Source organism: Sedimentibacter sp. MB35-C1, from assembly GCF_030913635.1.
In the GTDB taxonomy this organism is placed as follows: Bacteria; Bacillota; Clostridia; order Tissierellales; family Sedimentibacteraceae; genus Sedimentibacter.
On the sequence record NZ_CP133188.1, the window covers coordinates 1,771,417 to 1,792,020 of the forward strand.

A 20,604-nucleotide genomic window follows, 5' to 3' on the forward strand; every position below is an offset into this window, starting at 1 on the left:
AATATAGCATATCGGAACATGGTTTGCAAATTTTTTTTTATAAACAATACGTAATAAACTTATATACATGTACAGAAATACACCTTTTAAACATTTGACAATTTTGCAAAATTATAATATAATTTAAGTATTGAAATACGCCTATAGACATGAGATATGAGGGGGCAGATTTTAGTGTAGTTTTTGTACACTGAAATTTGTCCTTATTTTTTTAAAAAATATTAAATTTAGGAGGTAAAAATGAGCAAAGTAATAATTACGGGAAATACTTTAACTCTTGAAGAGGTGGCAGCTGTTTGCAGGAATTTCTATGAGGTTGAATTATCAAAATCGGCAGTTGATAAAATAATTGCATCAAGAAAAATAGTGGATGAGTTTGTTGAAAACGAAGATGTTGTCTACGGCATAACAACGGGTTTTGGGAAGTTTAGCGATGTTTCAATTTCAAAAGAAGAATCGAAGCTTCTTCAAAAAAATCTTATTGTGACTCATGCGGTTGGTGCCGGAAAACCTTTCGATACAGAAATAGTAAGAGGAATAATACTGCTTAGAATAAATAATCTGGCGAAGGGGTATTCGGGCGCCAAGCTTGAAACTATCCAAACTATGATAGATATGCTTAATAAGGGAGTGCATCCCGTAGTTCCTCAAAAGGGTTCTCTGGGAGCCAGCGGAGACTTAGCCCCTTTATCTCATATGGTTCTTCCAATGATAGGCCTTGGAATGGCTGAATATGCAGGTGAGGTTATGAGTGGGGCCGAAGCTATGAAAAAGGCAGGTATACCTATAATTGAACTTACTTCAAAAGAAGGTCTTGCATTGATTAACGGTACTCAGGTTATGACTTCAGTGGGAGCATTGACTGTCTACGATGCGATTAACCTTTTAAAAGTATCGGATATAGCGGCTTCACTGAGTTTTGAAGCACATAACGGTATAGTAGATGCACTTGATCATAAAGTTCATGACGTGCGTCCTCATAAAGGGCAGAAGGATACGGCCAGAATTATGCTTCAGTTGCTTGCTGAAAGCAAAATGACAACAAGGCAGGGAGATATAAGAGTTCAGGATGCGTATTCTCTTCGATGTACTCCTCAGGTTCACGGTGCAAGCAAGGATGCAATAAATTATGTAAAGGAAAAAGTTGAAATAGAAATTAATTCAGTAACCGATAATCCAATAATATTCCCTGAAACCAGAGAAGGAATATCAGGCGGCAACTTCCACGGACAGCCTATGGCGCTGAGCTTTGATTTCTTGGGTATTGCTTTAGCAGAGCTTGCGGATATATCTGAAAGAAGACTTGAGAGGCTGGTAAATCCGTCGCTAAGCGGACTCCCGGCATTTCTTGTTGAACACGGAGGATTGAACTCCGGATTTATGATTGTACAATATTCGGCTGCAGCTCTTGTATCCGAAAATAAAGTTCTTGCTCATCCTGCATCTGTTGACAGTATTCCATCATCTGCTAATCAAGAGGACCATGTTTCCATGGGAACCATAGCGGCAAGAAAGGCAAAAGAAATAATGGAGAATGTGAGAAGGGTGCTTGCTATGGAGATAATGTGCGCTTGCCAAGGAATTGATCTGAGAGGAAACAGGGGATTGGGCGATGGTACAGAGCCGGTATACAACGCAGTCAGACAGCGTGTTCCAATGCTAAAAGAAGACAGACCTCTTTATGAAGACATTAATAAGTGCGAAGAACTTATCATGGATAATACTATTATAAGTGCCAGTGAGCAGGCGGCCGGAAGTATTGAATTTTAAAAGAATTTTTTTACAGACTGATATCTTGATGAATTTATCATTAAACTCGAGCGTTTCGAAAGAAACGCTTTTTTGTTGCCAGAAATATTGATAAATGCTATAATTAATTTAATATTTTTAGTTATAAAAATATTTTTTGTAAAAGAAAAATTTATTAAAATAAATTTTTTTGGAACAAATAAAAATTTTATAACGTCTTATATTATAACCGAACGGGGTGAAATAATGAAAAGCAATGAGCTGTGGCTTGTAGAGCAAAGCAAGAAGGGGAATATAGATGCTTTTGAAGAGCTGATCAAAGATTACAAAAAAATTGCATATAACATTGCATTGAAAGTTCTCAAAAATACCGAAGACGCAGAGGACGCATCACAGGAAGCTTTAATTAAGGTATATAAAAGCATAAAAAGTTTTAACATGGAGTCAACCTTTAAGGTTTGGCTGTATAGAATAGTTGTTAATACATGTATTGATTTAAAAAGAAAAAAGGCTATAAATACCTTTTCAATTGATGAAAGTATTGATTTGGGAGGAGTAAACGAAGTTCAAAGAGAAATTGCCGATAACTCTGGGAACCCGGATGAATTGGTTGAAAAAAATTTCAAGAATAAACTTGTTAATGATGCTATAAATAAATTGGATGATGATTTTAAAACCATTATAATTTTAAGAGATATTCAGGGGTTTTCTTACGGTGAAATATCTGAAATACTTTCATGTAATTTAGGTACGGTAAAATCCAGACTTAACAGGGCAAGAAAGAACTTGAAAGAAATATTAGAAAATGAACTGAAATTTCAGTACTAAGGCGGTGAAAATATGAATTGTAATGAAGTTAGAGATAATTTATCACTCTATATCGATAATGAATTAAGTGAAGAAGAAAAAAAGTTGATGGATGAGCATTTAGATAATTGTCCTGAATGCCGAAGTGAACTTGAGGATTACAGGAAGCTTATACAAATGTTGAATGAGCTTCCTGATGAAGAACCGCCTGCCGGATACTGCGACAGACTTCATAAAAAGCTTATGAAGGCAGCATCTGAAGATATTGAAGCAACGAAGACCTCCGATATTCAGGAAGTATACAGTAAGAGAAGCGGTAAATTTAAGTGGATGAAGTATGGCAGTCTTGCCGCTGCGTTTGTATTGGTATTATTAGTATATAGTTTAAACAATGCACGCATGGGAAAATCAAGCAATGAAATGTCATATGATACGGCTGAAGCTCCTTCAGAAATGCCTCAGGAGTATATTGAAGAATCAGGTACCGCGCCTGAATCCGCGACAGAAGAACAATATTTCATCGCAGATACGAACAATCTAAAGGCGGCAGGCGTAAGAGGGGAAGAAAATGACAGCATTGATTCAAATCAGTCTGCATTAACTGCCGAGAGTAACAGAGAAATGAAGATTATTAAGTCTGCAAGTCTGTATCTGCAGACAAAGGATTATAATGAATTTTTCAATGAGATAAACACAAAAATCAGTTCCATGGGCGGCTTTATTGAAAATAATATAACGGAAGTATATCAGGTTTATGAAGATAAAAAGCTTATGCGCGGAAATTTGAAGGTTCGAATCCCGCAGGAGGATTTCTACGAGCTTGTAAGTTATCTAGAAGAAAACTCCGATGTTAAGAGAAAAAGCATTAGTGAGAAGGATGCAACAAAGGAATACTACGAAAAAGACAACAAGGTAAAAAATCTTGAGATTCAGGAGCAGCATTTGAGAGACCTGTTTGAAAAGGCGAGTACGGTCGAAGAAATGCTTAAGATAGAAAATGAGCTTAGAAGAGTCAGAACAGAAATAGATGCACTTAATGTAAGCCTTGCAGATATAGATGACAGAGCTTCAATGTCCACAATAGATTTGGATGTTGAGGAAGTAAGAGAAGTCAATTTCACCCTCAAAAGTGAAAAAGGAATATGGGAACGTGCTAAAGAAGGATTTATCAATACGGTAAATTCAATAGTAAGGGGATTTGGAAACATGGTAGTTGCCGCAGTGACTTCCTCACCTATACTGATTCCAATTATAATTATATTTATAGTATTACTACTGAAGATTAAAAAATATTGGAAGAAGAAAATGTAAAATCAGTTACTTTTCTAAAGTTAGAATCAAATTATGTGTTGAAAAAAAGAGTATTAAAGCCTGTAACCCTAAAGCTAAGGGATCCAGGCTTTTTTCGCTGTTGCGCTTCGAGTTAATTAATTATAAAAGTTATTTAATGATTCTGCTGCATATGTTATAATAACTACTATAAAAAATTAAAAAAGTGAGGCAGATAGATGTCAAGTATAGAAGACTTGTTAAATGATAAAGCAAAAGAGCAGATGAAAACTATGAGAAATCCCAACAAAAATATTTCTGAGCTGACGGCAGGCGAAAAAGCAGATGGATTCTATCTCGTAAAAAGCAGCGAGGTTAAGAAGACTACAAACGGAAAGCAGTACATAGATATTGAATTGGTGGATAAAACGGGTGAAATTAACGCGAAAATATGGGAGTATACCGAAGAAAAAGAAGCTATCCTGAAAAATAATTCTATTGTCAAAGTAAGAGGAGAGGTTTTAGAATGGAACGGGTCAAAGCAGCTTAAAGTAAATAAAGTAAGAGCTAAGAACTCTTCGGATTCCATACAAGTATCGGAGCTTATACCTTCGGCACCTATTAGTAATGATGAAATGTATACGGAAGTTGAATCATATATAGATAAAATTAATGATAAAGAAATTAAATTGCTTGTAAGAAATATAATTTCCAAATACAGTAATAAGCTGCTTTACTATCCCGCTGCAAAAAAAAATCACCACTCATACATGGGGGGACTGCTGTACCATACGCTTAGGATGTTGCAGTCAGGTGAAAAGCTTGGTCAGGTGTATGGCTTTCTAAGAATGGATTACGTGTATTCAGGAGTTATACTCCATGACATATGTAAAATACTGGAAATGGACTCTGATGAATACGGTGTTGTTTCTGACTACACAATGGAAGGTAAGCTGTTGGGGCATATAATCCAAGGAATAAAGGAAATAGAAATTGAAGGAGATAAAATCGGTATAGACAGGGAAAAGAGCATAATTCTACAGCACATGGTTTTATCTCACCATTATGAACCGGAATTCGGCAGCCCTAAAAAGCCCATGACTCCCGAAGCAGAGCTTTTGCATTTTCTGGACATAATAGATGCAAGAATGTTTGACTTTGAACATGCGCTTGAAGGTATAGGAGATGGCCAATTTACCGATAAGATATGGATTTTGGATAACAGAAATTTGTATAAAATGTCAGGTGAGTAAAGCAGCAATATAAACAGATTTAAGGAACGACTTCGTCATCAAAGCGGCAAGGTGATTCAGCAGCTTGTCGATCGATTTATGTCGTTCCTTTACAATTGTACTGAAATTGTAACAGGAGGGAAGGAATGGGACTAACCATTATAGCCGGAAGGGCCAAGACAGGTAAATCAAAATATATAAGTGATGATATAAATAATGAAATACTAAAGAAAAATCATAATCATTTATTGCTGATAGTTCCTGAACAAATGACATATCAGGCTGAATACGACGTTATTGAAAGAACAGGCAGCAATGGAATAATGTCTGCTGAGGTTTTAAGCTTTACACGGTTGGGCTATAAAATTCTCGAAGAAGTTGGCGGCCTAAAAATGCAGGAAATTAACGATTATGGAAAGATTATGCTTTTAAAGCAGGTGTTCGAAGAGAACAAGGACGATCTTAAACTGTTTAGAACAGCTTCAAAGCAGGAGGGGTTCCTGAGAGAATTTAATTCTCTTATCAGTGAAATGAAGCAAAACTGCATAAGCGTAGAATTTCTTGAAAAAATAATTAAGTACAAGGTAAATGATAATGAAAATAGGCTTTTAAATAAAAAGCTTGAAGATATAATTAAAGTTTACGGTGAAATTATTAAGAGAACAAATAACATATTTTTTGATGAAGAAGATAAACTTAATCTTGTTATTGAGGCTGTTGAAAAATCTGATTATATAAAAAATTCCGTGATATGGATTGACGGATTTGAAAGCTTCAGCATGCAGAGGCACAGACTGATAAAAAAACTGGCTGAAAGTTCAATAAACGTTACAATAACACTAAATGCAGAATCAAAAACCTTAATTAGCCCACACAGTACAGAAGACTGGGAGGCATTTAAAATTGTATGTGATACGTATAGAATTTTGTCAGAGGGTTTGGATGATTCAATTAACTTGATTTCTCTCAGCAGTAGCAGAATAAAGAACGAAATCAAAACAATAGAACAAAACCTATTTTCCGTAAGTCCGTCAAAATTCATCCAAGGCACCGGAGCCATACAGATATTTTCATCGCTGAATCCTTATTCCGAGACGGAAAGAGTTGCTCAGAAGATTGTTTCACTTGTTCGGGATGACGGATACAGGTGGAAGGACATAGCTATTGCCGCAAGTGATATGGATAGCTATTCTGTCAATGTGAAAAAGGTGTTCGCAAAATATGAAATTCCTTACTTCCTTGATTATAAGAGAGATATAATGGGAAACCCCCTTACGAAATTCATATTGTCTCTGTTTGATATGCTTATTTATAATTTCAGGCATGACAGCACATTTGAATTTTTGAAAACAGGATTTTCCGATTTGAATTATGATGAAGTAAGCAGACTTGAAAACTTTGCTCTTCAATACGGAATCAAAGGAGATAAGTGGTTTAAGCCTTTCAAATTTAACGCTGATGGTATTGAGTATTTTAATTTACTGAGAAAAAAGTTTGTGAACGGATTGGTAGCCTATAAAAAGAAACTGAAAGATTTAAAAACAACAGCGGATATTACAGTATTTATGCTTGACTTTCTCAGAGAATACAAGGTTCAGGAAAAAATTGAAAGACAGGTTGAAATATTTAAGAAATCAGGACAATTCGAGCTGTCAGGCGAAAATGCTCAAGTATGGAACTATGTAATAGATATTTTTGAACAAATTGTTCTTGTGGGAGGAGATACAGAAATAAGCCCGCGTGAATATAAAAAAATGATAGAGACAGGATTTAGCGAAGTTAAAATAAGCATTATCCCGCCTACTCTGGATAAGGTTACTGTAGGTGAAATTGAGAAAATATCTTTAAAATCCTCAAAGGTTCTTTTTATACTTGGAGCCAATGAAGGAAAACTTGATTCAAGAAACAACGAAAAGGGTCTACTTCTTGATTACGAAAGAGAATTTCTTGAAAAGTCAGGCATGAAGCTTTTAAATGATTCCGACTATTATGTTTACAAGGAAAAGCATACAATTTATAAGCTGTTTACAAATGCTTCTGACAGACTATATTTGAGCTGGGCTCTTGGAAATGCTGAGGGAAGAACTATGCAGCCGTCAATGTATGCGGACAAGCTGAGGCAGATATTTCCGGCAGTCAAGGAGCAGACTGACTTAAGTGGAATGAGCCAGTGGGAAAGGATATCAAACCGAAGCGGAACCGTTGACTATCTTATTTCAAACATGAGAGATTTTGTTGAAGGAAACAACATTGATGTTGTCTGGAAGGATGTGTATTCATGGTACGAAGCAAATGAAGAAATTGTAATAGATTTGATACACAAAGGGCTGTCCTATAAAAATAGCACAGAAAATATAAATAAAAACAGCCTGAAGAAGATACATGAGAATCCTGTTTTAATGTCGGTATCTAAAATTGAAAATTTTGCTGCATGCCCGTTTAAATTTTTTATGGACAATGTGATCAGGCCGCAACCTAGATTAGTTCAAAAAATAGAATTTTATGACCTGGGAAATATATATCACCAGTCTGTTGAACAGTTTACTAAATCAATTTCTAGTGAGCTTGAAAATATAGATAAATTGGACAAGGGTAAAATACATACCATGTCTCAAGAATGCACGGAGAAAATCTTACAAGGCGGAGCTATGGATTATACAGCTTTTGATTCAAACGAACGGAACAGATACATGAAAGAAAAGGTAAAAAGGCTGGTAAACAGGGCCGCAAAAACAATTGTTGAGCAGCTTAAAAAAGGTAAATTTCGTCCCACGTATACAGAGCTTGTTATAGGTGACAGGCATATGGAAATTAGGATTGACCCTGTTGAAATAAAGCTGACAAATAATACAAGCATATTTCTGCAAGGCAGGATTGACAGGGTGGATATTCTTAAGAAGAATGATAAGGTATATATAAATGTAATAGACTATAAGTCTTCATATAAGGATATTGATTTGTCCGATGCTGTGCAGGGACTCCAGCTTCAGCTGTTGATATATATGTCGGCAGTAATCAAAAATGGTAAAAAGCTGTTTGAGACAGCTCCCGAGATAGGTGGAGCGTATTACTTTTGTATAGATGATCCCATGATTGACGGCGATGAAGTTTTATCTTCAGAATCGGAAAATGAAATATTTAAAAAACTTTCTCTCAAAGGTTACATTGTTGAAGATATGGATGTTATTTTGAACATGGACAGTGATGTTGAAGCTGTAAGGAAATCTGATGTTGTTCCCGTTTCGTTAAACAAGGACGGAAGTACGTCCAGATTTTCAAAAACACTCACTTATAAAGAATTTAAAGCGATTTTAAACAAAGCAGATGAAGTTGCGGGAGAAATTGCAGAAAAAATAATGGATGGAAATATTGATATAATGCCGTACAGGAAAGATTCAGGAAGCAAGACCCCCTGTCAATATTGTGAATTCAAATCTGTGTGTCAGTTTGACCCGGCTGTGGATGGAAATAATTATCGAAGGATAAAAAAACTGCGCAAGGAAGAAATATTGTCGGAAATATTGAAAAAAGGTTGTGAAGATGAATGAAATTCAGTGACGGTCAACTAAAAGTAATAAATACGAGGAACAAAAATATACTTGTGTCTGCAGCGGCAGGGTCTGGAAAGACTACAGTCCTGGTAGAAAGAATTATTAAGTTGTTGATTGACGATAATGAGGACATAGATAAATTTTTGATTGTAACCTTTACAAATGCTGCTGCTTCCGGCATGAAGCAGAAAATTCACAAATCTCTTATAAAGGCAGTGCAGAATAGCAGTAACAAAGGGCATCTAAGCAGGCAGCTTAATCTTTTAAGCAGGTCAAACATTTCTACAATACACGCATTCTGCATTGATATTGTTCGAAAAAACTTTCATGTAATCGGAATCGATCCGAATTTTAGGATAGGCGATGTAAATGAAATTGATATACTTCTTAATGAAACAATAGACGAGATTTTGGAAAAGCATTATACAGAGAAAACACCTGGATTTATTCAGCTTGTTGAGAGTTTTACCGGAAACCGCGGCGATTTTGAACTTAACGAAATTATTAAGGATATTTACAGATTTATTTTAAGCTTTCCAGATCCAATGAAGTGGCTCGATGAAAAAATTAATCTGCTTTTGATGTCTAGTGATGGTTTGAAAAAATCACCGTGGTTGGAGGCAATAAAGGATAATCTTAGGCTTCAGCTATCAGGAGGCGAAGAAATACTTAAAACCGCGATAAAATTGTGTGCTGATGATGGAGGTCCCACTCCGTATAAAGAAACACTGACGGATGATATGCAAAATATTCAAAATTTGGAAGAGTTCCTTGAAAATGATTTTGAAAAGTTTCTATATTCGATACACAGCGTGAAGTATTTGTCACTGAAGCAGATAAGGGGAAAAGCAAAGGAAGAGATTGATGCGGAAAAACAGGAAGAAGTAAAACTTCTGAGAGATGAATACAAGAAAATTATAAGCAGCATTAACAAGATGATACCGAACAGAACATTGTCTGAATTTGCTGCTGATGTTAATTATATGCATGTTTCTATGAGGGCTCTGTTTGACATTATTTGCGATCTGGACAAAAGTTTCAAAACCAAAAAAATGGATAAATCGATTGCGGATTTCAATGATGTAGAACATTACGCCCTTGAAATTTTGAGGCAGGAGGACATAGGCAAAAGTTACAGGAGCAGGTTTAAATATATATTTATTGATGAGTACCAGGATAGCAACAGCCTCCAGGAGGAATTGCTGAGCAAAATAAAAAGAGAAAATAATTTATTTATGGTAGGAGATGTAAAGCAGAGCATATACCGTTTCAGATTGTCTGATCCTGCGATTTTTAACGAGAAGTGCGAAACATACCCACTTTCTGAGAGGAGCGGTCAGGATATAAGAATTGATCTGACGCAAAACTTCAGAAGCAGAAAGGAAATATTGAGCGGGATAAATTATGTATTCAGTAATGTTATGAATAAGACTCTTGGAGAGGTGGATTATAACCGGGATGTATTTTTAAACCCCGGTTCGGAATTCACAGATAACCGTTCGGATGAAAGAGACTGCTTTATGGATCTTACAATTATAGATAAGGATACCTCGGAATCAGATGACTTGGATGATGAAATCAGATCTATGAAGACAGCAGAACTTGAAGCTTATATGGCTGTTCAAAAAATAAATCAGCTTCTTAAAAAAAACATGAATGAACCTATAAGAGCAAATAATGTATATAACAAAGCAGGTGTAGAAGCAAAAAAAATTCAATACAAGGACATAGTGCTGCTTATGCGTTCTGTATCAGGGTGGGCAGGTATATTTGAACAAATTTTCAATGATAATGGGATACCTTTCTATTTTGACGGAGGATCCGGTTATTATGAAACTATTGAAATACAAGTTATATTGAATTTGCTTAAAATAATTGATAACATAAGGCAGGATGTTCCGGCTTTAAGTGTTATGAGATCTCCAATAGGCTTGTTTGAAGCTGATGACCTTGTACAAATACGTCTTAAGAATCCAAAATTAAATTTTATTGATGCTCTGTACGAATATAAAAATAACTGCTCTGATGATCTTGCCATAAAAATAAGAAATTTTATAGACAAAATTGAAAACTGGAAAAAGAGGAGCAGGTACAGTCAGCTAAGTGATTTTATATGGGAGGTATTGATGGAGACAAATTATTATTATTTTGTCGGAATGCTTCCCAATGGGAGAATAAGGCAGGCAAATCTAAGGATGCTGACTGAAAAAGCATCTGATTTTGAAAAAACTTCCATGAGTGGTCTGTTTAATTTTTTAAGGTATGTTGAAAAGCTTAATAATTCTTCATCTGATACCGGTAGTGCAAAAACACTTGGAGAAAATGACAATGTTGTACGGCTTATGTCTGTGCACAAAAGCAAGGGCCTTGAATTCCCTGTTGTAATTATTTGCGGCCTGAACAAAAAGTTTAATCGGACCGATTCGTCAAAAAGCATATTAAAGCATAAACTGCATGGAATCGCTCCAAAATATATTAATCCGCAGCAGAGGATATACAGAGAGACTTTGCCGAGAATCGCCGTAAAAAATATAATAAGAACTGAAAATATTTCAGAAGAAATGAGGGTTCTTTATGTTGCCATGACGAGAGCAATTGACAGGCTAATAATGATAGGAACAGTTGATAAATTCGACAGAAGGTTGAAAAAATGGTCAAAAGGACCGTCTTTGTATAATATTTACAATGGCGATTCATTTTTGGAATGGATTTGCACCACTTTATTTAAAAACTTAGATGCATACAGCACGCTTAGTAGTGTAAGCTCTGAAAATATGATTTTCGAAACATTTGTCAGCGAAGGTGTCAGTCCTGCAAAATGGAATGTAAACAAGATTACATTATCTCAAATAAACAGAAATGAGTGTGAAGCGGCTGAAAAAAAAGCTGTGAGGATAAATGAAATGAATTTGTTTAAATGCCATGATTACAGCAATGAGAAAACAGAAATAAACCGCAGGCTGAGCTGTGAATACTCTTTCAGAAGTTCCATAAATGTTCCTACAAAGCTTTCGGTAACAGATTTAAAGGTTTTAAAGCGCGAGAATATTGAAACGGTTAAGTTTAATATTCCTGCTTTGAGAGACATACCTCAGTTTAAAGAAAAGGATTCTGATTTTACACAGGCAGAAATAGGGTCAATTGTCCACTTCGTAATGCAGCATCTCAATATTTATGACAACATGGGAATAGAAAATATTAAGGAACAAATAGATGGTATGGTTCAAAAAAAACTTTTGACTGAGCAGGAAGCAAGTGTGGTTGATGTAAAAAAAATATTTGGGTTTTTCAGAACTGATATAGGCAGAAGAATGAGATCGTCGTTACAAGTAAAGAGAGAAGTTCCATTTGTGATCAAAAAAAGTGCTTCTGAGATTATTGAATACCTGGATGGTGATGATATGATACTAATTCAGGGAATTATAGACTGCTATTTCTATGAAGACGATAAAATTGTAATAATAGACTATAAAACGGATGAAATTATTGACGGCAATACAGATGCTGCTATTGATGAATACAGCCGTCAGATATTGTCATATAAGGAAGCTGTAGAAAAAATAACGGGAGTCGAAGTTAAGGAATGTTACCTGTACTTGTTTGATATTGAACAGGCGGTTGAGATAAGATAAAAGCTGAAAAAAAAATAATGAAGAATGATTGGCCGTCACTCTTCATTATTTTTTTATGCCTAACGTCTCCTTCTCTGCTTAATGCGAATTGGTGTTGGATTCTCTTTTTTTTCGTTGTAGTTGGCTTTGTGTTCATCATAATTTATTGTTTTTTCGTGACTTTCATAGCGGTTGTTTTTATAGTGTTTGCTATATCTGTCATTTTCAAGTTTGTTATAGTTTTCATCCCTGCTGTCGTATGTATTCTTTTCATTTTCTTTATGTTGTGCTGCAAGATTTGGTATTGCAACTTCATCATCCTCATCATCCGGTAAAAATGATTCGTTTCGGAATTCAGGTTTATCAGTGTAATCGTCATAAGTTTCTAAATCTTTGACATCTATATCTTTATAATTGTCATTTTTCTCTTCTGCTTTAGTGTTCATGCTATTTATCATAGGCATGAAAGCTTCCATGAGGCTGTTTAAATCAACATTATTTTCGGAGGACCCGCTATCCGAATTTTGTGCAAAATTTGATATAATATCGCTAATGTTTTCATTTTTAAGCAAATCATTAAAACCGCCGTTTTTCATCATATTCATTGCAACGGTACTCATTATTTTTTCCATGTTGTTTGCAATAAGCGGCTGTGAAAGAATTTTGCCCATTGGAACATTTCCACCCTTCATTAGTGCGGTCATCATGTCGGTGGGAGATTTTGCATTTAAAGATTCAATTGGCTTGAATGTCTGAGCTCGGTTCAGAAATGAATATAATCCGAGCAATGTGCTTATTTTTTCAAAAAGCGGCAAATATGTATTAACTCTTGTTACTGTGCCTGGAGATGTCAGCGGAGCAAATGTCCGAACCATGCCGATTAAATTTTCAACCTTTTGCGGATCTGATATTAAGCCGGATGTCAGGTTTTTTGTAGTTCCTGATAATTTAGACACCATGCCCGGAAGCTGGTTTGTTCCGAAAATATACTTTGCGGCAAATAAATACAGCAATATTTGAACTGGAATAATATCACCCTCTTAAAATGATAATCAATATTACATTTTATTCATGGGGTTATATTGTGTTACACAAAAATGAGCCATTAAGATAAATTAATCTGTAATCTATTTAATTTTGCGGCATATTATGTAATTAGGAATGGAGGTATACACATGTCAAAAATTTTTAAAAGTTTCGATGACAATGAATTAAATAAAATCACTGAAAGCAAGGAGTTTAAGAAGGTAGCTAACAACAAAAAGGTCAATGATTTTGTGAACAATAAACAGTTTAAAGAATTCCAAGAGAAATATACGGGCAAGTCAGAAGATGAAATTTTAAATGATGCTAAAAACATGAGCAAAAAGCTTAAGGAACAATACGGAGAAGAGGAATATAACAAAAAAATAAACGACCTAAAAAACTTTGAAATGTTTCTAAGTCCTGAACAAAAAAAGAAAATGAGAAAGTTTTTGGATAGTTTAAAATAGTCTTGATTTAAAGTAAGTTAAAAGGGAATAAAACCTCCCTTTTTTCTTTATTTTTATAAAAATTTTTATACAACAAGATACATATTTATATTATTTTGTTTTTTTAATGCATACAAATGTTAAAAAGTGTTTGTATTTAAAAATTGAACTGAAAACGCTAACATCATTATGTGTTTATTTTGAAAACGTTTCAAAATTTATTAAAATAATTAAAAAAAATAAATAATCGTTTTCATTAAAATACAAAAATTAGCAAAACATTTATAAATGGAAAAAACAGGACATATAATAATTGTTTGACAATTCATATATATTCAATTATAATTAAAACCAGGTTATATTTTATTAATTAGGAGGGACAAAATGAAGAAGGTTATAAGTATCTTGTTAGTGCTTGTTATGGTTTTCGGTTTAGCTGCTTGCAGTAAACCTGCGGAAGCACCGGCAGAACAACCGGCAGAGCAGCCGGCAGAACAACCTGCGGAAGCACCAGCAGAACAACCTGCAGGAGATGCAGAGCCTTTTGAAGGCAAAATTGCTATTGTAACAAATACACTTTCACAAAATGAAGAAGAGTATCGTTCGGCTCAGGAAATGGTAGAGAGATACGGCGAAGATAAAGTATCACATGTTTTATGGCCGGATAACTTTATGACTGAGCAGGAACAAATGATCAGTATTATTACAAAGATAGGTTCAGACCCTGATGTAAAAGCGCTGATTATAAACCAGGCTGTACCGGGAACAAATGCAGCCGTTGATAAATTGCTGGAAATGCGTGATGACATGTTTATTGTTTACTGTGCACCTCAGGAAAATCCTCCAGATGTTGTGGCAAGAGCAAACTTAATCCTTCAGCCGGATGAGCTTGGAATGGGTAACAGTATTCCGGAGCAGGCTCAATTATTAGGAGCTAAGACATTGGTTCACTATTCATTCCCAAGACATATGTCAGTTGTACTTCTTTCAGCAAGAAGAGACCTTATGATAGCTAAGTGCGAAGAAATAGGACTTGAATTTGTTGATGCAACTGCACCGGATCCAACAGGAGATGCAGGTGTACCTGGAGCGCAGCAATTTATTCTTGAAGATGTTCCTAAAATGGTAGAAAAATACGGTAAAGATACTGCATTCTTCTCAACAAACTGTGCAATGCAGACACCGTTAATTAAAGCTTGTTATGATGCAGGAGCTATTTATCCTCAGCCATGCTGTCCATCACCATATCACGGATACCCGTCAGCACTAGGTATTGAATCAACAGGATATACCGTAGATGCGATGGCAAATGTAATAAGCGAAACAGCAAAAAAACTTCAAGAAGGCGGAGTTCTTGGCAGATTCTCAACATGGCCAGTACCTGTAGCTATGATGAACACTGTATCTGGAAGTGAATATGCTATCAAATGGATAAAAGGTGAAGTTGGAGATGACCTTGAGCCGGAAGTATTGGAACAATTAATGACGGAATATGCTAACGGACTTGAAGTTTCTACAACACAATACATAGAAGAAACAACAGACGGGACAGCTGAATATCCTACATTCAGACTGATAATGATGGATTTCTTAACATATGGTGAAGAGCATATTATAGATTAACACTTTATTAATATTAAAAGGTAATTAAGGAATGTTTCGGAGTTTCCTATTGATGAACTTCCGTTGCATTCCTTTTATTAAACATACCACAGGAGGTAAAAATGAGTGAAAACCTTCTAAGCTTAAAAAATGTTTCAAAGGAGTATTCCGGAAACAAAGTATTAAAGGATATAAATATTGAGCTGGAAAAAGGTGAAATACTTGCTCTAATAGGTGAGAACGGTGCTGGAAAATCAACATTAATGAACATATTGTTTGGAATGCCCGTTATTCATACGACTGGAGGATTTGATGGTAATATTGAAATTGAAGGAAAACATGTTAATATAAAATCTCCACACGATGCAATGGATTATGGTATAGGTATGGTACATCAGGAATTTATGCTTATACCCGGTTTTACAATTACAGAAAATATTAAATTAAACAGGGAAATTACCAAGCCTAACGTTGTGAGCCAAGTTTTTGGTAAACGTATGGAATCTTTGGACGTAAAGAAAATGAACGAAGATGCAAGAAAAGCTCTTGATATTCTTGACATGAACATTGATGAGTTTCTTCCTGTTGCAGGGCTTCCCGTAGGGCATATGCAGTTTATAGAAATTGCACGTGAAATAGATAAAAAGGGAATTAAAATTCTTGTGTTTGATGAACCCACTGCGGTATTGGCAGAAGCCGAAGCTAAAAATCTTCTAAATGCAATAAAAAAATTGTCCAAAAAAGGTATAGGTATTATATTTATCAGTCATAGGCTTGATGAAATTATAGATGTAGCAGATAAAGTTACAGTACTTAGAGATGGTGAGCACGTTGCAACAAAAAAAATAAAAGACACAAATAAGTTTGAGATAGCCCAGCTTATGGTTGGCAGAAAGGTTTCAATTGACAGAAAAAGCGCTGAAAATAAAGTTATAAGTGATGAAACAATTTTAAGCATCAAAGATTTGAATGTATCCATGCCCGGAGAAAGAGTAAAGGGTGTGAACCTTGATATCAAAAAAGGAGAGATAGTAGGAATAGGAGGCCTTGCGGGACAAGGAAAACTGGGTATCGCCAATGGCTTAATGGGAATATATCCGGCAACAGGAGAAATTACTTTTAACGGAGAAAAACTCTCCCTAAATGATCCTAAGGAAGTTATACAGGCAGGGCTTGCATTTGTTAGCGAAGACAGAAAAGGCATAGGCCTTTTACTGGATGAATCTATAGAGGGTAACATAGTTTTTTCTGCAATGCAGACGAGAAATGATTTTCTTACTGAAATTGGTCCTTTCAGATTTAAGGATTCAAAAATGATAAGGCAGCATGCTTTAAAGATGATTAAGGATCTTGATATTAGATGCACATCTTCTCTGCAAAACGCTGGGAGACTCAGCGGAGGCAATCAACAGAAAGTGTGCGTTGCTAGGGCTCTTACTTTAAATCCAAATCTTCTTCTGGTTTCAGAGCCTACAAGAGGAATTGACATAGGTGCCAAGAAACTGGTACTGGATTTATTGAAAAAATTGAACGAAGAATACGGTATGACCATAGTTATGACTTCCTCCGAACTTGCGGAATTAAGAAGTATATGTGACAGGATTGTAATAATATGCGAAGGCAAGGTTGAAGGAGTTCTTTCTCCTGAGGCTCCCGATGCGGATTTTGGTCTGATGATGTCAGGAAGCCGGCATGATGTAGAAGGGAGTGAAGCATAATGGTTGAAGTAAAGGATAAAAGCAAAAGCTTTAAGGAAATTATAAATAAGATAGGCTTACCGACGATGATCATAGGTACATTTTGGATAGCTCTTCTTATTATGGGAGGCGCTTTGGGTATATCAATGTCAACTCTGATGAGTGATACGTTAAAAAGAGCTGGCATGAACGGAATACTTGTTCTAGCTATGGTTCCTTCTATCCAGTCAGGAACGGGACCTAATTTTGCATTGCCTATAGGCATTGTGTGCGGCTTGTTTGCTATAGTTCTTTCCATAGAATTCGGTTTTATGGGAGCATCATGGTTGTTTGTTTCTATCGCTCTTGCAATTGTATTTGCAACTATCCTTGGGTATTTGTATGGAAAGCTATTAAATGCAGTTAAGGGTTCAGAAATGACCATAGCTACTTATACGGGATTTTCTATATCCGCGTTTATGTGTCTTGCATGGCTTATGATTCCATTCACAAGCACCAAAATGGGATGGTTTATGGGAAATGGATTAAGGGAAACAATTCAGTTGGATGCTGTTGAAGGAGCTCAAATATTAAGCAATTTCTGGAGATTTGCAATTGGAGGAGAGAACGGATTGATCACTGTAGGCGGTACTAAAGGACTTATAATACCTACAGGGATGATACTGATATTCCTTTTATGCTGTGCGCTTGTATGGCTGTATTTCAGATCAAAATCCGGTATAGCAATATCAGCTGGAGGAATCAATCCTAGATTCGCTCAAGCATCCGGCATCGAAATAAATAGAAACAGGGTAAAAGCTAATATTTTGTCCACAGTATTGGGGGCAGTGGGAATAATAGTATATTCGCAGGGATATGGATATGCTCAGCTTTATAATGCACCTCTAATGATGGCGTTCCCAGCTGTAGCAGCCGTTCTCATAGGAGGGGCAACAGCTTCAAGAGCCAAGGTTTCGCATGTAATAATAGGAACAATTATATTCCAGGGACTTTTGACGACTGCATTGCCTGTAGCAAATCAGTTATTTGAAGGCACCGACTTGTCGGAAATACTTCGTATGGTAATTCAGAACGGAATAATCCTTTATGCTTTAACTCAGGTTAAAGGAGGCGATAAATAATGAATAATATATCTACAGGAGAGAGACTTAGTAATAAGAAAGATACGTCATGGATTGCGGATAACATAGTTACGCTGATTTTTGTTGCATTTACCTTATTTGGTTTTCTAGTATCTGACGGTGTAACAGTAAATTACTTTCTTACTGAATTGTCTAGCAGGTTTTTTAGAAATGCATTTCTTGTATTGTCGCTGATAATACCAGTTGTTGCAGGCCTTGGGCTTAACTTTGGTATTGTTGTAGGAGCAATGGCTGGACAGGTTGCCATAGCAATTGTAAGATATTTTGAGCTGGGAGGATATTCCGGAATGGCTCTTACATTTTTGCTGGCATTACCTATTGCAGCATTGTTCGGATATTTTACGGGAGCTTTATACAATAAAACCAGGGGCCAGGAAATGATTGCCAGCTTAATAGTAGGCTTTTTCGCAAATGGTATTTATCAATTTCTGTTTTTGTTCGTTGTGGGAGTTATCATAAAAGTTCCTGATACACATCCAATGATTAAGCCTGACGGAGTAGGCATAAGAACAACGGTTGACCTTGTTAAGGTAGAAGAAGGCGGATTAAAATACGCACTTGACAGCATTATGGAAATACCATTTATGTGGGCTGTCCTGGTAGTAGCAGCTGCTATACTTGCTTTGCAAATTATAAGACTTGCAAGGAAAAAGAATACGGCAGTTTTCACTAAAAACAAAAAAATGATGACTATTTTAAATTCCGTTATATGTCTTGTGATTATAGCTATAAGCATCTTTGCTATAGCAACAGATTCCGGCCTGATGAAAGTAAGAAAAGTACCTGTTGTAATAGGTATTTTTATCATAGGTTTGTGTGTATTTAATGAATTGATATTAAGAACAAAACTTGGACAGGATTTCAGAAGTGTTGGTCAGAGTCAGCATATTGCGCAAGTTTCTGGTATAAATGTTGATCGGACAAGAATAATTGCAACAATTATGTCGACGGTTCTTGCAGCGTGGGGGCAGATTATGTACCTTCAGAACATGGGAACGTTGAACACATATGGAGCCCATACTCAAATAGGTATGTTTTCGGTTGCAGCACTTTTGGTAGGAGGTGCTTCAACTCAAAAAGCAAACATACGCCATGCCATACTTGGAACATTGCTATTTAACTCAATGTTTATCATGTCACCAGAAATAGGGTTGTCCTTATTTGGCAACGCACTTCTGGGAGAATATTTCAGAACATTTATGGTATACGGAGTAATAGGTCTTGCGCTTGGACTTCATGTTTGGAGAACAAACAAGAAAGCGAAAGAATCACTAGAATAAATTTCTTATATCGCTAATTTTAACAGCTGCTTGTATAAGCAATACACGCAGCTGTTTTATTTATTTTTGATTTGTATTTTGCTTCTTGCGCAAAGAGCCCTTTTGGATTATAATCAAAACAATCGAAGCGGAGGAAAATATGAAAGAAAATATATTGATACTTGCAATAGAATCATCATGTGATGAAACAGCTGCTTCTGTTATTAAAAATGGAAGAGATGTTTTATCAAACGTTATATCATCTCAGATAGATATACATAAGGAATTTGGAGGTGTTGTACCTGAGGTAGCCTCAAGAAAGCACATAGAAAATATAAACGGAGTTGTTGAAGAGGCCTTGAGAACTGCAGATGTAACAAAGGATCAGGTTGATGCAATCGCTGTAACATATGGACCAGGGTTAGTGGGTGCACTGCTTGTGGGAGTAAACTTTGCAAAGGGGCTGTCCTACGCATTTAATAAACCTCTTATTGGGGTTAATCACATAGAAGGTCATATAAGTGCTAATTTTATTGAAGATAAAAACCTTGAACCTCCATTCATATGCCTGGTTGCATCAGGTGGCCACACACATCTCGTATATGTGAAAGATTACGGAAAGTATGAGATAATGGGGAAGACAAGAGATGATGCGGCAGGGGAGGCTTTTGACAAGATTGCCAGAGCAGTAGGTCTAGGATACCCTGGAGGTCCGTTGATAGATAAAGCTGCAAAGCAAGGCTGCAAGACGGCTATCAAATTTCCTAGAGTAATTATAGATGAAGATACTTTGGATTTTAGTTTCAGTGGATTAAAATCTTCAGTGCTGAATTATCTGCATAATAGTGAGCAAAGAAACGAAAAAATTGTTGTCGAAGATGTTGCGGCAAGTTTTCAGGAGGCAGTAGTAGAAGTCCTTGTTATGAAAACAATTAAAGCTGCCAAGCAAAAGAACTGCAAGACGATTGCACTTGCCGGAGGTGTTGCTTCAAACTCACGCTTGAGAGAAATGCTTATGGAGAAATGCCAGGAAAATAATTATAAATTTACAAAACCATCACCTATTTTATGCACCGATAATGCAGCTATGATTGGATGCGCCGGATATTATAAATATTTAAATAAGCAGTTTTGCGATGCATCATTAAATGCGATACCTAATTTGGAGCTTGAAAACTTATAAACAGATTAAGTGTAAAAAAGTATCAACAGC

Annotated in this window: 13 protein-coding genes; 12 read left to right on the plus strand and 1 reads right to left on the minus strand. The window is 35.9% G+C overall.

Going from position 1 to position 20,604, the window contains the following annotated elements; all coding sequences use genetic code 11:
• Positions 1 to 240 precede the first annotated feature (240 nt).
• From hutH to addA, 6 genes are all read left to right on the plus strand, one after another.
• Positions 241 to 1,770 (plus strand): histidine ammonia-lyase, encoded by a 1,530-nt coding sequence (hutH, locus tag RBQ61_RS08420; RefSeq protein ID WP_308140040.1) that lies wholly within the window; start codon positions 241 to 243, stop codon positions 1,768 to 1,770.
• A 225-nt stretch (positions 1,771 to 1,995) separates the two neighbouring features.
• Positions 1,996 to 2,577, plus strand: coding sequence for an RNA polymerase sigma factor (locus tag RBQ61_RS08425; RefSeq protein ID WP_308140041.1), 582 nt, complete (start codon positions 1,996 to 1,998; stop codon positions 2,575 to 2,577).
• 12 nt (positions 2,578 to 2,589) lie between these two features.
• Entirely contained in the window at positions 2,590 to 3,867 is a 1,278-nt protein-coding gene (locus tag RBQ61_RS08430; protein ID WP_308140042.1) for a DUF4349 domain-containing protein, read from the plus strand.
• A gap of 197 nt (positions 3,868 to 4,064) precedes the next feature.
• A complete protein-coding gene (locus tag RBQ61_RS08435) occupies positions 4,065 to 5,078 on the plus strand; it encodes a 3'-5' exoribonuclease YhaM family protein (RefSeq protein ID WP_308140043.1) in 1,014 nt (337 codons plus the stop codon).
• Positions 5,079 to 5,203: 125 nt separating this feature from the next.
• Positions 5,204 to 8,605, plus strand: a complete 3,402-nt coding sequence (gene addB, locus RBQ61_RS08440) for a helicase-exonuclease AddAB subunit AddB (RefSeq protein ID WP_308140044.1) — start codon at positions 5,204 to 5,206, stop codon at positions 8,603 to 8,605.
• Positions 8,602 to 12,240 (plus strand): helicase-exonuclease AddAB subunit AddA, encoded by a 3,639-nt coding sequence (gene addA, locus RBQ61_RS08445; RefSeq protein WP_308140045.1) that lies wholly within the window; start codon positions 8,602 to 8,604, stop codon positions 12,238 to 12,240. Before addB ends, addA begins: the two co-directional genes overlap by 4 nt.
• A 59-nt stretch (positions 12,241 to 12,299) precedes the next feature.
• Here addA and RBQ61_RS08450 read toward each other — a convergent pair whose 3' ends face one another.
• Positions 12,300 to 13,232, minus strand: a complete 933-nt coding sequence (locus RBQ61_RS08450; RefSeq protein WP_308140046.1) for a hypothetical protein — start codon at positions 13,230 to 13,232, stop codon at positions 12,300 to 12,302.
• Between the two features lie 162 nt (positions 13,233 to 13,394).
• Between RBQ61_RS08450 and RBQ61_RS08455 the strand changes: the two genes are divergently transcribed.
• From RBQ61_RS08455 to tsaD, 6 genes are all read left to right on the plus strand, one after another.
• The gene (locus RBQ61_RS08455) at positions 13,395 to 13,712 is read left to right on the plus strand and encodes a hypothetical protein (protein ID WP_308140047.1); all 318 of its coding nucleotides are present in this window, start codon (positions 13,395 to 13,397) and stop codon (positions 13,710 to 13,712) included.
• A 363-nt stretch (positions 13,713 to 14,075) separates the two neighbouring features.
• Positions 14,076 to 15,314 (plus strand): DUF3798 domain-containing protein, encoded by a 1,239-nt coding sequence (locus tag RBQ61_RS08460; RefSeq protein WP_308140048.1) that lies wholly within the window; start codon positions 14,076 to 14,078, stop codon positions 15,312 to 15,314.
• A gap of 101 nt (positions 15,315 to 15,415) precedes the next feature.
• Complete coding sequence (locus RBQ61_RS08465; protein ID WP_308140049.1) at positions 15,416 to 17,011, plus strand: sugar ABC transporter ATP-binding protein; 1,596 nt, start codon at positions 15,416 to 15,418, stop codon at positions 17,009 to 17,011.
• Positions 17,011 to 18,111 carry an ABC transporter permease gene (locus RBQ61_RS08470; RefSeq protein WP_308140050.1) on the plus strand — a complete coding sequence of 367 codons (1,101 nt, stop codon included), beginning with the start codon at positions 17,011 to 17,013 and terminating at the stop codon, positions 18,109 to 18,111. Before RBQ61_RS08465 ends, RBQ61_RS08470 begins: the two co-directional genes overlap by 1 nt.
• Positions 18,111 to 19,412: an ABC transporter permease gene (locus RBQ61_RS08475; protein ID WP_308140051.1), complete on the plus strand. Its 1,302-nt coding sequence runs from the start codon at positions 18,111 to 18,113 to the stop codon at positions 19,410 to 19,412. The genes RBQ61_RS08470 and RBQ61_RS08475 overlap by 1 nt, the downstream gene beginning before the upstream one ends.
• 139 nt (positions 19,413 to 19,551) lie before the next feature.
• A complete protein-coding gene (gene tsaD / locus RBQ61_RS08480) occupies positions 19,552 to 20,574 on the plus strand; it encodes a tRNA (adenosine(37)-N6)-threonylcarbamoyltransferase complex transferase subunit TsaD (RefSeq protein ID WP_308140052.1) in 1,023 nt (340 codons plus the stop codon).
• Positions 20,575 to 20,604 lie beyond the last annotated feature (30 nt).

Coding starts and splice junctions, on each gene's coding strand:
- RBQ61_RS08435 (WP_308140043.1), top strand. CDS start 4,065: ATGTCAAGTATAGAAGACTTGTTAAATGATAAAGCAAAAGAGCAGATG.
- RBQ61_RS08470 (WP_308140050.1), top strand. CDS start 17,011: ATGGTTGAAGTAAAGGATAAAAGCAAAAGCTTTAAGGAAATTATAAAT.
- tsaD (WP_308140052.1), top strand. CDS start 19,552: ATGAAAGAAAATATATTGATACTTGCAATAGAATCATCATGTGATGAA.
- hutH (WP_308140040.1), top strand. CDS start 241: ATGAGCAAAGTAATAATTACGGGAAATACTTTAACTCTTGAAGAGGTG.
- RBQ61_RS08430 (WP_308140042.1), top strand. CDS start 2,590: ATGAATTGTAATGAAGTTAGAGATAATTTATCACTCTATATCGATAAT.
- addB (WP_308140044.1), top strand. CDS start 5,204: ATGGGACTAACCATTATAGCCGGAAGGGCCAAGACAGGTAAATCAAAA.
- RBQ61_RS08475 (WP_308140051.1), top strand. CDS start 18,111: ATGAATAATATATCTACAGGAGAGAGACTTAGTAATAAGAAAGATACG.
- addA (WP_308140045.1), top strand. CDS start 8,602: ATGAAATTCAGTGACGGTCAACTAAAAGTAATAAATACGAGGAACAAA.
- RBQ61_RS08465 (WP_308140049.1), top strand. CDS start 15,416: ATGAGTGAAAACCTTCTAAGCTTAAAAAATGTTTCAAAGGAGTATTCC.
- RBQ61_RS08455 (WP_308140047.1), top strand. CDS start 13,395: ATGTCAAAAATTTTTAAAAGTTTCGATGACAATGAATTAAATAAAATC.
- RBQ61_RS08460 (WP_308140048.1), top strand. CDS start 14,076: ATGAAGAAGGTTATAAGTATCTTGTTAGTGCTTGTTATGGTTTTCGGT.
- RBQ61_RS08425 (WP_308140041.1), top strand. CDS start 1,996: ATGAAAAGCAATGAGCTGTGGCTTGTAGAGCAAAGCAAGAAGGGGAAT.